This window comes from Winslowiella arboricola (assembly GCF_025527015.1).
Lineage (GTDB): Bacteria > Pseudomonadota > Gammaproteobacteria > Enterobacterales > Enterobacteriaceae > Erwinia > Erwinia arboricola.
Genome location: NZ_JAODIM010000041.1, coordinates 1 through 13,308 on the forward strand (window position 1 = coordinate 1; position 13,308 = coordinate 13,308).

13 protein-coding genes are annotated in these 13,308 nt (G+C 56.2%); 9 read left to right on the forward strand and 4 right to left on the reverse strand.

Translation table 11 applies throughout. From position 1 onward, the window contains the following. From N5923_RS11835 to N5923_RS11875, 9 genes are all read left to right on the forward strand, one after another. A partial coding sequence (locus N5923_RS11835; protein ID WP_267145236.1) for a hypothetical protein occupies positions 1-181 on the forward strand: 181 nt, incomplete at its 5' end. Positions 182-228: 47 nt separating this feature from the next. Continuing rightward, positions 229-1,656, forward strand: coding sequence for a M20 family metallopeptidase (locus N5923_RS11840; RefSeq protein ID WP_267140882.1), 1,428 nt, complete (start codon positions 229-231; stop codon positions 1,654-1,656). Positions 1,657-1,681: 25 nt separating this feature from the next. Beyond that, positions 1,682-3,277 carry an ABC transporter substrate-binding protein gene (locus N5923_RS11845; RefSeq protein WP_267140883.1) on the forward strand — a complete coding sequence of 532 codons (1,596 nt, stop codon included), beginning with the start codon at positions 1,682-1,684 and terminating at the stop codon, positions 3,275-3,277. A 12-nt stretch (positions 3,278-3,289) separates the two neighbouring features. Continuing rightward, positions 3,290-4,363 carry an ABC transporter permease gene (locus tag N5923_RS11850; protein WP_267140884.1) on the forward strand — a complete coding sequence of 358 codons (1,074 nt, stop codon included), beginning with the start codon at positions 3,290-3,292 and terminating at the stop codon, positions 4,361-4,363. Further along, positions 4,360-5,295 (forward strand): nickel transporter permease, encoded by a 936-nt coding sequence (nikC, locus tag N5923_RS11855; protein ID WP_267140885.1) that lies wholly within the window; start codon positions 4,360-4,362, stop codon positions 5,293-5,295. Before N5923_RS11850 ends, nikC begins: the two co-directional genes overlap by 4 nt. Beyond that, a complete protein-coding gene (locus N5923_RS11860) occupies positions 5,288-6,154 on the forward strand; it encodes an ABC transporter ATP-binding protein (protein WP_267140886.1) in 867 nt (288 codons plus the stop codon). Before nikC ends, N5923_RS11860 begins: the two co-directional genes overlap by 8 nt. Continuing rightward, a complete protein-coding gene (locus tag N5923_RS11865; RefSeq protein ID WP_267140887.1) occupies positions 6,151-6,918 on the forward strand; it encodes an ABC transporter ATP-binding protein in 768 nt (255 codons plus the stop codon). Before N5923_RS11860 ends, N5923_RS11865 begins: the two co-directional genes overlap by 4 nt. Before the next feature lie 15 nt (positions 6,919-6,933). Beyond that, positions 6,934-7,857 carry a serine hydrolase domain-containing protein gene (locus tag N5923_RS11870; RefSeq protein WP_267140888.1) on the forward strand — a complete coding sequence of 308 codons (924 nt, stop codon included), beginning with the start codon at positions 6,934-6,936 and terminating at the stop codon, positions 7,855-7,857. Beyond that, on the forward strand, positions 7,854-9,161 hold the full coding sequence (locus N5923_RS11875; RefSeq protein ID WP_267140889.1) for an MmgE/PrpD family protein: 1,308 nt from the start codon (positions 7,854-7,856) through the stop codon (positions 9,159-9,161). Before N5923_RS11870 ends, N5923_RS11875 begins: the two co-directional genes overlap by 4 nt. Before the next feature lie 69 nt (positions 9,162-9,230). Here the strand turns inward: N5923_RS11875 and N5923_RS11880 are convergent, their stop codons facing one another. The 4 genes from N5923_RS11880 to acnB form a co-directional block, all read right to left on the reverse strand. Further along, positions 9,231-9,809 carry a hypothetical protein gene (locus tag N5923_RS11880; protein ID WP_267140890.1) on the reverse strand — a complete coding sequence of 193 codons (579 nt, stop codon included), beginning with the start codon at positions 9,807-9,809 and terminating at the stop codon, positions 9,231-9,233. 10 nt (positions 9,810-9,819) lie between these two features. Beyond that, positions 9,820-10,200, reverse strand: a complete 381-nt coding sequence (locus N5923_RS11885; protein ID WP_267140891.1) for a hypothetical protein — start codon at positions 10,198-10,200, stop codon at positions 9,820-9,822. After that, positions 10,151-10,351 carry a hypothetical protein gene (locus tag N5923_RS11890; protein ID WP_267140892.1) on the reverse strand — a complete coding sequence of 67 codons (201 nt, stop codon included), beginning with the start codon at positions 10,349-10,351 and terminating at the stop codon, positions 10,151-10,153. The genes N5923_RS11885 and N5923_RS11890 overlap by 50 nt, the downstream gene beginning before the upstream one ends. Before the next feature lie 267 nt (positions 10,352-10,618). Further along, entirely contained in the window at positions 10,619-13,216 is a 2,598-nt protein-coding gene (gene acnB, locus N5923_RS11895) for a bifunctional aconitate hydratase 2/2-methylisocitrate dehydratase (protein WP_267140893.1), read from the reverse strand. Positions 13,217-13,308: the final 92 nt, after the last annotated feature.

The window sequence follows — 13,308 nt, forward strand, 5'->3', positions numbered from 1 at the left end:
AAAACGTCTCCCCGACAAAAAGAATGTAGGGGCGGCGTTCTCCCCGCCCGTCCCAATGATTGGCACGATTTATAATGACGGCGTTATCGCCGCCCGCAAATCCAGCCGCAAACTATGCATTTTTGGAATGGGACAGGCGAAAAGCTCATTGGTATTTTGCCGCCGCCCACGCGCATTCTGAATGTCCTGGGCCGCGCACGCGCCTGACAACGATTTCTGGGGACAATTATGCAAAACAAAGAGTTAGTCTGGAATCTGGTGGATGAGCATAAAACTGAATTCTGTGATCTGAGCGACCGCGTATGGGGCATGCCGGAGATCTGTTATACCGAGTACCGCTCAGTGGCCGAACATACCGCGATGCTGAAACAGCAGGGTTTTCGCGTGACCGAGAATATCGCTGAGATCCCGACGGCGGTGATGGGCGAAGCCGGTGAAGGCGGCCCGATTATCGCCATTCTGGGGGAATATGATGCCCTGCCCGGCCTGAGCCAGGAGTCCGGTGTCGCTTATCCGTCACCGCTGCCAGGCAATGGTCAGGGCCACGGTTGCGGCCATAACCTGTTAGGTTCCGCCGCCATGCTGGCCGCCACCGCGCTAAAAGAGTGGCTGGCGGCGACCGGCACGCCAGGCCGCGTACGCTACTACGGCTGTCCGGCCGAAGAAGGCGGCGCGGCAAAATCGTTTATGGCGCGCGCAGGCGCTTTCGATAATGTTGATGTGGCAATTACCTGGCACCCCAGCGCCCATCACGAAGTAGCAAAACCGCAATCCCTTGCCAATACCCGTATGGACTTCTTCTTTACCGGCCGCTCCTCGCATGCCGCCGCGTCGCCGCATCTGGGCCGCAGCGCACTGGATGCCGCCGAGCTGATGAATGTCGGCGTCCAGTTCCTGCGTGAGCATGTGCCGCAGGATTCGCGTATCCACTACGCGATGCTCGATTCTGGCGGTATCGCGCCTAACGTGGTGCAGGCGAAAGCCGCAGTGCGTTACGCCATCCGTTCACGCGATGTGCATGCGATGTTCGATCTGAATGAGCGCGTCAAACGCGTGGCGCAGGGCGCGGCGATGATGACCGATACCCAGGTTGAAATCAGCATTATGAGCGCCGTCTCCAATCTGCTGGGCAACCGCCCGCTGGAAGAAGCGATGCAGCGCAATCTGGAACAGCTGGGCACCGTCAAGTTTGATGACGCCGACCTCGCCTTTGCCGCCGAGATTCAGGCGACGCTAAGCGCGGAAGAGATCGCCAGCGATATCCGCAAAACCGGCATAAAACGCGCCAGTCCTAAGCCGCTCAGCGACTTTATCATCCCGCTTGATACCCAGGGTGAAGTGATGATGGGTTCCACTGACGTTGGCGATGTCAGCTGGGTGATCCCGACAGTGCAGGCCCATGTGCCGACGATGGCGATTGCCACGCCGGGCCACTCCTGGCAGCTGACCGCACAGGGCAAAATGCCTGCCGCGCATAAAGGCCTGGCCCATGTCGCCAAAGTGATGGCCTCCACCGCCATTGATGTGCTGACCGACAAAGTGCTGCTGGCGCAGGTGAAAAAAGCCCACTACGAGCAGGTCAGTGAGACCCCTTATCAATGCCCAATCCCGGCGGAAGTGAAGCCACCGGTGCAACCGCGTCCAACTGAAGTCTGATTCCTTTTTCCTCTGGAGCATAATAATGACCAAACTGAATGCAATTGCCGCCGCACTGGTTTTGGCGGGCACGTTTAGCGCGGCCAGCCAGGCCGCAACACCGCCTGACTCACTGGTAATGGCGTGGAATATCGACGCCATCAGCACCTGGGATCCGGCGCAAATTGGTGAAGTGGTCACCAATGAAATCTATACCAACACCTGCGATACGCTGGTGGACTTTGACGTCAAAGATGAGAAGAAAGTGGTGCCGAATATGGCGCAGAGCTGGGATGTCTCTGATGACCGTAAAACCATTACCTTTCATCTGCAAAAAAATATGAAGTTTGCCGATGGATCTCCGGCAACGGCGGGCGACCTGGCGTGGTCACTGCAACGCGTGGTTAAACTCGGCTATGGCAATGCCGCGGCGATCAAAGAGTACGGCTTTACCAAAGAGAACGTCGATCAGGTGATTACCGCGCCGGATAACAACACACTGGTGCTGACCTTCGACAAAGCCTATCCAACCAATCTGGTGCTACAGGCGATTGCCGCCAATAACGTCTCCTCGCTGGTCGATCGCAAACTGCTGGAGAAGCAGGCGGTGGATGGCGATTTCGGTCATAAATATCTCTCCACCCATACCGCCTGCGTCGGACCTTATCAGCTGGCGCGCTGGAACGCCGGTGAGGGCGTGGTATTACAGGCGACGCCAAACTACTGGGGTGAGCAGCCGAAACTGAAGCGCATTCTGATCCGCCATGTGGCGGAAACCGGCACCCAGCGCCTGCTGCTGACGCAGGGCGATGTCGATATTGCCCGTGACCTGTCGGCGGACGATCTGAAAACGCTGGATGAAGGCGGCAAGGTGAAAGTGGAGAAAACCCTCAAGCCGCAGCTGTTCTTCTGGAGCTTTAACAACGAAGACCCGATTTTCAAAAATGAGAAAGTGCGTCTGGCGATGCGCTACCTGATCGATTACGACGGTCTGGCCAACAGCGTCATGCCATACCTCGGCGTGCCGCGCGCCAGTTTTGCGCAACTCGGCGCTTTCGGCGCGCTGGACGCCAAAGAGGGCCAGCCGTTTAAACTGGATCTGGCCAAAGCTAAACAGCTGCTGACCGAAGCCGGTTATCCGAATGGTTTCACCTCCACCGTCTTTTTCGGCACCCTGCCGCACTCGGCACCTATCGCCCAGAGCATTCAGCAGAACGCCGCCAAAGTCGGGGTCACGCTGAAACTGGAGCGGATGGCCAATGCCCAGCTGTTTAGCCGCGCACGCGGGCGTGAATTCCAGAGCGTGATGATGGCATGGCAAACCTCGGTGCCGGATGCTTACGGCAACGCCTCGCGGCTGGTGTTTAACCCGGACAACAGCAAAGAAGCGCGTGCAACGCAGTATCCAAGCTGGCGCGCCGCTTACTACGACCCGCAGATGAATAAAGCCGTTGAAGCCGCACTGCTGGAGCCGGACGACAGCAAGCGCACCGCCATGTACGCCGATCTGCAACGTGAAGTGATGCAGAAAGGACCGATGGCGATTATGTTCCAGATGTACAACACCGCCGGCATCAGCCCGACGGTGAAAAACTGGACCTGGAATGGCTTCCGCGTCTGGTACAACGCCGCAAGCAAATAACGGAGGCCGCCCATGTCGCAGCTTTTACCGCAACAACACATGACCCTGGAACCGTCACCGATCTGGCGCCGCCTGCGGGCGCTGCTGAAAGGCACGCTCTCCATCTTCTGTACGCTGCTGGGGCTGGCGGCATTGACCTTCTTTATTGGCCGTCTGCTGCCGATCGACCCGGTAGTCGCGGTGATCGGCGACAACGCCGGTCAGGAAGCTTATGACAAGATGTACCATCTGCTGGGCCTCGATCAGCCGCTGTGGAAACAGTTTATTGATTACGTCTGGCAGCTGGCCCATCTCAACTTTGGCACCGCCCTGACCACCAGCCAGCCAGTGGCGCAGGATATCGCCCGCGTCTTTCCGGCCACGCTGGAGCTGGCGACGCTGGCGGCAATCATTGGCGTCGGCCTCGGTATTCCGGCCGGGGTGCTCTCCTCGATGTACCGTAATTCATGGTTTGACCATGTGATCCGCTTTATCGGCCTGCTGAGTTACTCCACGCCGCACTTCTGGCTGGGGCTGATGGGACTGCTGCTGTTCTATGCCTCACTCGGCTGGATCGGCGGACCAGGCCGTATCGACTTTATGTATGAGTTCGATCTGCAACCGGTGACCGGCTTCTGGCTGATTGACAGCTTGCTGGCCGGTAACTGGGAAGTGTTTAAGAACGTCTTCGGCCATATTATTTTGCCGGCGTCGATTCTGGGCCTCAGCTCACTGGCTTATATCAGCCGCATGGTGCGCAGCTTTATGATTGAGCAGCTTTCACAGGAATATATTATCACCGCGCGCGTAAAGGGACTGTCATGGGCGCGCTGCGTCTGGGTGCATGCGCTGCGCAATATTGCAGTGCCGACCTTGACCGTGGTGGCGCTCTCCTGGGCCACCCTGCTGGAAGGCGCGGTGCTGACCGAGACGGTGTTTGCCTGGCCTGGTTTTGGCCGCTACCTCACCAATGCGCTGCTGGCCGGTGATATGAATGCGGTGGTCGGCTGTACGCTGCTGATCGGCGCGATCTTTGTGGTGCTCAATCTGATCTGTGACCTGCTGTACCGTATTTTCGATCCCCGCACGCGTCAGGAGGGACAATGACCGACTCGGTAAATAAATCACTGCCAACGCGCCAGCGTTCGGCGTTACGCAGCTGGCTTAGCGCGCCAATACCAGCTTCACCGTTCCAGGCACATATGCAGCAAATATGGCTACAGTGGCTGCGTTTTTGCGCTAACCACTCGGCGCTGTTTGGTCTGCTGGTGCTGCTGGTGGTGCTGGCGGCGGCGCTGTTTGCCCCCTGGCTCAGCACCCACGATATCTTTAACCAGGATCTGACCAACCGTCTGCAGCCGCCGACGGCGCAGCACTGGCTCGGCACCGATGAGCTGGGGCGCGATATCTACAGCCGCCTGCTGCATGGCGCACGTATTACACTGTATATCGCCGCACTGACGGCGGTAATTATTACCCCACTGGGACTGATTATCGGCACTACTGCGGGCTACCTCGGTGGCTGGGTGGATACCGTGCTGATGCGTCTGGTGGATATTTTTCTCGCCTTTCCCAGCCTGATTCTGGCGCTGGCGTTTGTCGCCGCGCTGGGTCCGGGCATTGATAACGCGATTATCGCCATTTCACTCTCCTCCTGGCCGCCGATTGCCCGGCTGGCGCGCGCCGAAACCCTGTCGATCCGCAAGATGGACTATATCGCGGCAGTACGTTTGCAGGGGGCATCATCGTGGCACATTATCCTGCGCCATATTATGCCGATGTGTCTGCCGTCCGTGGTGGTGCGCGTCACGCTGAATATGGCGGCGATTATCCTCACCGCTGCCGGACTCGGCTTCCTTGGACTCGGCGCGCAAGCACCCAGCCCGGAGTGGGGCGCGATGCTGGCTTCCGGCCGTGAGTTTATGCTGAACAATGGCTGGATTGCCGCCATCCCCGGTTTAGCGATTCTTTTTACCAGTCTGGCCTTTAACCTGCTTGGCGACGGCCTGCGCGACGTAATGGATCTCCGCCATGAATGACACCCTGCTGCAGGTGGAAAACCTGAATATTACTTTTAAGGGCGCGCATCAGGATCACCATGCGGTGCGCAATGTCTCTTTCAGCGTCGGCCGCGAAAAACTGGCAATTGTCGGCGAATCCGGCTCCGGCAAATCACAAACCTGCCGCGCGCTGCTGAAGCTGACGCCGAAAATCGGGCGCGTCAGCGCCGATAAAATGCAGTTTGGCGATATCGATCTGCTGGCCGCCAGTGAGAAGCAGATGCGTGGGATCCGCGGCGGGCGCATTTCGATGATTCTGCAGGATCCCAAATTCTCGCTGAATCCGCTGATGCGTATCGGCGATCAGATCAGCGAAGCTTATCGCCTGCATACCCAGGCGAGCAAAAGCGTGGCGCGCGATCGGGCGCTGGCGATGCTGGAGTCGGTGCATATTCGCGAGGTGGAGAAAGTTTATCAACTCTATCCCCATGAGATTTCCGGCGGTATGGGACAGCGTGTGATGATCGCCATGATGCTGATCCCGGAGCCGGATCTGATTATCGCCGATGAACCCACTTCGGCGCTGGATGTGACCGTGCGTCAGCAGGTGTTGAGTATCCTCGATGAACTGCTGGCGCGCCGTAATACCGGCATGCTGTTTATCACTCACGATCTTAATCTGGTGTCGCGCTTCTGCGACCGCGTGCTGGTGATGTATGCCGGTCGCGTAGTTGAGGAGATTCAGGCCAGCCAGCTGGAACATGCCTGTCATCCCTACACCCGCGCGCTGCTTGCCAGTCAGCCACGGCTGCATCAGCCGGTGGAAACCCTCAGTGTGCCGACCCGTGACGCCGCCTGGCTGAACGGCCCGACCTGGCGTGATGGAGTTGCCGTATGAATACCCCGATCCCCACGCAACAGCGCAGTGTTGAAGCGGTCAGCCTGAATATCGCCTTTGGTGAAGGCAGCCAGCGCCGCCAGGTGGTGAGCGATGTCAGCTTTACGCTGGCGGCAGGTGAAAGCTATGGCCTGATTGGTGAATCCGGCTGCGGTAAATCCACCATTCTGCGCGCCCTCGCCGGTCTGAATAGCGACTATCAGGGCGCCATTCTGTTTGATAACAAAGAGCAGCAGCCGGTGCGCGATAAAGCCTTTTATCGCCAGGTGCAGATGGTATTTCAGGATCCTTACGCCTCGCTGCATCCGCGCAAAATGGTATGGAATGCGCTGCGTGAGCCATTGCAGCTGCACGGCCTCGATCGCCATGAGTCGCGCATCAGCGATGTGCTGCATGCGGTCGGCCTGAGCGATGCTTTCCGTTATCGCTACCCGCACCAGCTTTCCGGCGGCCAGCGCCAGCGTGTAGCGATTGCCCGTGCGCTGATTATGGAGCCGTCCGTGCTGCTGCTTGATGAACCGACATCAGCGCTCGACGTTTCAGTGCAGGCGGAGATCCTTAACCTGCTTGCCACGATGCGCAAACAGCGCCAGCTGACCTATCTGATGGTCACCCATGACCTGGCGGTGGTGACCCATCTCTGCCAGCGAGTGGCGATTATGCATCAGGGCGTGCTGCTGGAAGAGTTAAGCGCCGATGCCCTGCGTCAGGGCAATGCGCGCGAAGCCTATACGCAGCGTTTTCTTGCTGCCAGTGAATGCTAAGGAGAAGCTTTAAGCATGTTTATCAAGCTGCGTCGTTATCTGGAAACCATTAATACCGATGCGATGATGGTGCTGCAACACGGCGAGTGCCAGTTTGCCGTCGGCGATCTCAGCCACCGTTTTCAGTGCCACTCAATGCGCAAAAGCTTTCTCAGCGCGCTGTATGGCCCGGCGGTGGCGGAAGATCGTATTGATCTGTCGCTGACCTTGCAGGCGCTGGGCATTGACGATCGTGAAGGTTTATCGGCAGTGGAAAAACAGGCCTGTCTGTATGACCTGCTGACGGCGCGTTCCGGCATCTATCATCCGGCCAATTATGAAACCGCATGGATGAAGCGCATCAAACCAGCGCGTCACCGTCATGCGCCGGGGGAAAACTGGTGCTACAGCAACTGGGATTTTAATGCTCTTGGCACGGCCTGGTTGCAGCTGACCGGCGAGGATATCCATCAGGCGTTTGATCAGCGTATTGCACGACCAGTGGGTATGGAAGATTTCCGCGTGGAACAGGATGGCTGGATGGAACCGGGAGAGTCATCGCAACATGCGGCTTACCCGTTCCGCCTGTCAACGCGCGATCTGGCGCGCTTCGGCCAGCTTTTTTTGCAGCAGGGGCAATGGCAGGGAGAAAGCATTATTCCGGCGGCGTGGGTTAACACCAGTACCGCACCGATTTCGCACGCCGGCGATCGCGGCGCCTATGGCTATATGTGGTGGGTGACGCGCGATAGCGTCGCCTGGCCGGAAGCGATATTACCGGCGGGCAGCTATTCGGCGCGCGGCGCTGGCGGCCACTTCTGCCTGGTGCTACCGACGCTGGATATGGTGGTGGTGCATCGGGTCGACACTGACCAGCCGGGTCGTGAAGTAAACCGTTTTCAGATCGGAAAATTATTGCAGCTGTTGCTGGATGAATGTGACAACGGAGGTGTTGTATGAGTGTGATTGAAACCATTGCCGCCTGGTGCGTTCGTCACCCGGCGTTTAGCGAACAGGCGCGCCAGCTGGCGCAGGATGCGATCGCCGATACGCTGGGCTGTCTGTATGCCGGACGCGACGATTTCTCCACACAAGCGGTGCAGCGCGCCTGGGCGCACTATGAAAGTCAGCCAGCGGCGATTGTTGCCCTGCTGAATGGCACCGCCGCCCATGCGATTGATTACGATGACAACTTTGGCCCAGGGATGAGCCACGCTTCGGCAGTACTGGTCCCTTCCCTGCTGGCGGTAGCGCTGGAAGAGAATTGCGATGGTAAAGCGCTGACTGAAGCCTATCTGATCGGCTTACAGGCGCAGGCGTTTGTCGGCGAAGTGGTCAGCAATGCGCACTATACGGCGGGCTGGCATGGCACCTCGACCATCGGTTGTATTGGCACTGCGGCTGGCGTCGCCTGGCTAAAAGGGCTTGATGAGGCCGGTATTGCGCGCACGCTGTCGATTGCCGTCAGCCTCGCCAGCGGGATTAAAGGCCAGTTTGGCACGCCGTTAAAACCGTTTCATGCTGGCATGGCGGCACGTAACGCGATAGATGCCGCTCAGCTGGCAGCCTGCGAGATGACCGGGCGGCTGGATATTATCGAATGCGATATGGGATTTTATCAGCTGTTTGATGGCGCCGGTTTTCAGCCGGAAAGCATCCAGCGCTGGTTAACACTGCCACAGCATGTGATCGAAACCGTTGGTGTGATGCCGAAAAAACATCCCTGCTGCGGATCGACGCACCGGATTCTGGATGCGATTGCCGATTTGCAGGCGCTGCATGCTTTTAGCGCGGAAGATGTCGAGTCGGTGACCACCAAAGTCGGCATCTCCAATCTGCGCAACCTGGCTTATGCGCAGCCAGAGGATGAGATGCAGGCGCGTTTCTCGATGAATTACTGCGTGGCGGTGATGCTGGAGAAAGGCATGCTCAGCGTCGCTGACTTCACACCACAGCAGGTGCAGCGTCAGGCCGATGCCACCAGGCTGGCAAGGGTGTCGATGAGCAGCTGGAGCGCCGACGAAGAAGCCGAACAGGGTAATTTGCCGCATATAGTCACCATTATACTAAAAGATGGCCGCACGTTAACGGCTCAGCGCCTGAGCGCCAAAGGCTCACTGGCAGAACCCTTTAGTGCTGCGGATAAGCAGCAGAAGTTCGCTGACTGCTGCGCAGGTTTACGCGGATATGATCAGATCTGGCAACGGCTGGAGAATTTACAGCAGGAAAGTGGTCTGGGATTTTTGCGGAAGATGATGGTTTGAAGCAAAGGGCGGCGTGAACGCCGCCCCTACAGGCTGGGGTCTTTCGCCGTGCTTAATTGCATCACTGACTCAGGCATAGCGCTGGACTATGGCGAGCTTACGCATTACCCGACACCAGAGTGCAAACAGCAGCGAGTAATAAAAGCGCTCAGAGCAAATTATTACAAAGCTGAAAATGATAAATGCCAGTGATAATAGCGGCGCGATAAAGCCAGTTTCAGAGGTTATTGCGCAAAGCAGATAATTTACAAAATACACTCCAGCCATCAGTAGCGTGAACCATGCCAACCAGATATGGACTTTAACTCCGATCATATACCCCTTTGTCATAACAAAAAGTGGGATAATATAGAGTATGGCGCAAACCACTGAGCTGATCACTACCAATATCAGCGTTGTGGTTGACGGTAGTTGCAGAAAACGAGTTACCATTTCCCATAGTGAATACTGTGCAATAGCAAGGCTGAGGATCATAAAAAAGGTACTGAGCACCAGCGGTATGGTAAAGGTGAACATTCCAGTCGACTGATGAATGCTGTTATTCAGCTCATCCTGTATCTGCCTTAGCCTGTCAGGCTTAGCCTCCCTGATGGCCAGCTCATTTTTCTGGCAATGATGTAATCGTTGCTGAAATGCTTTATATAACATTATCATCCTTTTAAAACGAGAAAGACTGGATAGTGGAAATGATATAGCGGCCGGTCTTGTTAAGGTTTTGCGGATTACGAATGGTACCTGTTGCAGCACTACCCGCGAAAGTGACGGTATTATTCATAGCAATTAACAATTCTTTTTGTAGCTGACGTAGAATTGATTCTGAAGGAAAACGTTTGGGATAACGGCCTGCTATCATTGCAGCCTTAATCCCCGCATTTGATATACCCGGATTTTGGGCACGGATGATTTCTTCAGTCAGTCGCTTACGCTCAGCACGCGTTAGCCCCTTAAACCATTCAGTGACATTTTTAGCGGACACCGCCTTCATAATCTTATAAGTTTCCAGGGTACTTTTTAATCCAGCGCTGCGCGCCATCATCATAGATAATGCCAACCTGAAAGAAATCACGGCTACAATCCAGCTGCTCAGCAAGCTTTTTAAAATTGATATCACCACCTGTTGCTTTTCCCATCCAGTGCGCGAAATCATAACTCAACATGCTAATTTCCACAGATTGACCGGGAATATTCATTATTCTTCTCCTTCCATGAAGTTGTGATTGATACGTACGTTAACAAACCCTAATAGAATAAACACGATAATTACAATTTTAAAGTAAGGAAGTGCAACGAGGCGGGGATTATGGATTATTCTGGGAAAGAATATGTGCAGCTAAACTTATCAATTTTGGCAGTATCGAGAGGGCAATGGTTTGAAATAACAAAGGGCGGCGTGAACGCCGCCCCTACAGGCTGGGGTCTTTTGTAGCGGCGGCGTTTTCGCCGCCCGCCACAACCGATTACACTGCGGTCTGGAAAATCACACCATCAGCTTTATCGGTGTACTGGCCAAGCTGGTCAAAGTTCAGATAACGGTAAGTATCTACCGCCGTCTTATCCACCTGCTCCATAAACTGCTGATACTCATCCGGCGTTGGCAGTTTGCCAAGCAGTGAGGCTACCGCAGCCAGCTCTGCTGACGCCAGGAAGACGTTAGCGCCATTACCCAAACGGTTCGGGAAGTTACGCGTCGAGGTGGAGACCACCGTCGAACCATCGGATACGCGCGCCTGGTTACCCATACAGAGTGAGCAACCCGGGATCTCAATACGCGCACCACTCTTACCAAACACGCTGTAGTAACCCTCTTCGGTCAGCTGCGCCGCATCCATCTTGGTTGGCGGAGCCACCCACAGACGGGTTGGCAGCTGGCCTTTATGGGCATCCAGCAGTTTACCGGCTGCACGGAAGTGACCAATGTTGGTCATGCAGGAACCGATAAACACTTCATCGATCTTCTCACCCTGCACGTCAGACAGCAGACGCGCATCATCAGGATCGTTTGGCGCACAGAGAATAGGCTCTTTGATCTCAGCCAGATCGATATCGATCACCGCAGCGTATTCCGCGTCGGCATCGCCTTCCAGCAGCTGTGGATCTTCCAGCCATTTCTGCATGCCCTGGATACGACGCTCCAGCGTACGGCGATCGCCATAACCCTCGGAGATCATCCACTTCAGCAGCACTACGTTGGAGTTCAGATACTCGATAATCGGATCTTTGCCGAGCTTGATAGTACAGCCCGCCGCAGAACGCTCAGCGGAAGCATCGGACAGCTCAAATGCCTGCTCAACTTTCAGCTCCGGCAAGCCTTCGATCTCAAGGATGCGGCCAGAGAAGATGTTTTTCTTCCCTTTCTTCTCAACCGTCAGCAGACCCGCTTTGATCGCGTACAGCGGGATCGCATGCACCAGATCGCGCAGGGTGATGCCCGGCTGCATTTTACCTTTAAAGCGTACCAGCACCGATTCCGGCATATCCAGCGGCATGACGCCGGTGGCAGCAGCAAACGCCACCAGACCTGACCCCGCCGGGAACGAGATACCAATTGGGAAACGGGTATGGGAGTCACCGCCGGTGCCGACGGTGTCCGGCAGCAGCATACGGTTCAGCCAGCTGTGGATAATACCGTCGCCCGGACGCAGTGAAACACCGCCACGGTTCATAATAAAGTCAGGCAGCGTATGGTGGGTGCTGACGTCAACCGGCTTCGGATAGGCTGCGGTATGACAGAACGACTGCATCACCAGATCGGCGGAGAAACCGAGGCAGGCGAGGTCTTTCAGTTCATCACGGGTCATCGGGCCGGTTGTATCCTGCGAGCCTACCGAGGTCATTTTCGGTTCGCAATACTGACCAGGGCGCACGCCGTCGGTACCGCAGGCGCGGCCAACCATTTTCTGTGCCAGCGAGAAGCCACGGCTGCTCTCTGCCACGTCTTTCGCGATGCGGAATACGTCGCTTACCGGCAGGCCCAGTGATTCACGCGCTTTGGTCGTCAGACCACGACCGATAATCAGCGGAATACGGCCACCGGCACGCACTTCATCCAGCAGCACTTCGGTTTTCAGTTCGAAGTTCGCCAGCACCTCATCGGTGTCATGGCTACGCACTTCGCCCTTATACGGATAGATATCGATGACGTCGCCGGTATTCAGGTTATCGACATCCACTTCAATCGGCAGTGCACCGGCATCTTCCATGGTGTTAAAGAAGATCGGCGCAATTTTACCGCCCAGCACCACGCCGCCGCCTTTTTTGTTCGGCACAAACGGCAGATCATCACCCATAAACCACAGCACCGAGTTGGTGGCGGATTTACGTGATGAACCGGTACCGACCACGTCACCGACGTAAGCCAGCGGGAAACCTTTCTGATTCAGCGCTTCGATCTGCTTAATCGGGCCGACGTTACCCGCCTCGTCAGGTTCGATGCCTTCACGGGCGTTTTTCAGCATTGCCAGCGCATGCAGTGGAATATCCGGGCGCGACCAGGCATCTGGTGCCGGAGAGAGATCATCGGTATTGGTTTCGCCGGTGACTTTAAAGACGGTGACGGTGATTTTTGCCGCCAGTTCCGGACGCGAGAGATACCAGTCAGCATCAGCCCAGGCTTGTACAACCTGTCTGGCGTGCGGGTTACCCGCTTTGGCTTTCTCTTCAACATCGTAGAAACTATCAAACATCAGCAGCGTGTGGGACAACGCTTTGGCGGCAATCGGTGCCAGCGTTTCATCATCGAGGGCATCAATCAGCGGATGGATATTGTAACCACCCTGCATGGTGCCCAGCAGTTCCACCGCTTTTTCAGGCGAAACCAGAGGAGAGGTTGCTTCACGTTTGGCAATGGCCGCGAGGAAACCCGCTTTGACATAGGCCGCTTCATCAACGCCGGGCGGGACTCGGTTAATTAGCAGATCGGACAGAAATTCTTCTTCACCTGCGGGTGGGTTTTTTAGCAGTTCAACCAGCGCGGCCATTTGGGAAGCATCTAACGGTTTAGGAACAATCCCCTGGGCAGCACGCTCGGCAACGTGCTTACGGTATTCTTCTAGCACGACGTTCTCCTCGCTCTCATTGTATTTGGCTTTCCGGCCACCTTTTTCACGTCGACGTGATTAACCATCCATGTACGGGTTTTGCATAGGGT

Coding starts and splice junctions, on each gene's coding strand:
- N5923_RS11850 (WP_267140884.1), top strand. CDS start 3,290: ATGTCGCAGCTTTTACCGCAACAACACATGACCCTGGAACCGTCACCG.
- N5923_RS11880 (WP_267140890.1), bottom strand. CDS start 9,809: ATGTTATATAAAGCATTTCAGCAACGATTACATCATTGCCAGAAAAAT.
- N5923_RS11875 (WP_267140889.1), top strand. CDS start 7,854: ATGAGTGTGATTGAAACCATTGCCGCCTGGTGCGTTCGTCACCCGGCG.
- N5923_RS11845 (WP_267140883.1), top strand. CDS start 1,682: ATGACCAAACTGAATGCAATTGCCGCCGCACTGGTTTTGGCGGGCACG.
- N5923_RS11885 (WP_267140891.1), bottom strand. CDS start 10,200: ATGATGATGGCGCGCAGCGCTGGATTAAAAAGTACCCTGGAAACTTAT.
- N5923_RS11860 (WP_267140886.1), top strand. CDS start 5,288: ATGAATGACACCCTGCTGCAGGTGGAAAACCTGAATATTACTTTTAAG.
- N5923_RS11865 (WP_267140887.1), top strand. CDS start 6,151: ATGAATACCCCGATCCCCACGCAACAGCGCAGTGTTGAAGCGGTCAGC.
- nikC (WP_267140885.1), top strand. CDS start 4,360: ATGACCGACTCGGTAAATAAATCACTGCCAACGCGCCAGCGTTCGGCG.
- N5923_RS11840 (WP_267140882.1), top strand. CDS start 229: ATGCAAAACAAAGAGTTAGTCTGGAATCTGGTGGATGAGCATAAAACT.
- N5923_RS11870 (WP_267140888.1), top strand. CDS start 6,934: ATGTTTATCAAGCTGCGTCGTTATCTGGAAACCATTAATACCGATGCG.
- N5923_RS11890 (WP_267140892.1), bottom strand. CDS start 10,351: ATGAATATTCCCGGTCAATCTGTGGAAATTAGCATGTTGAGTTATGAT.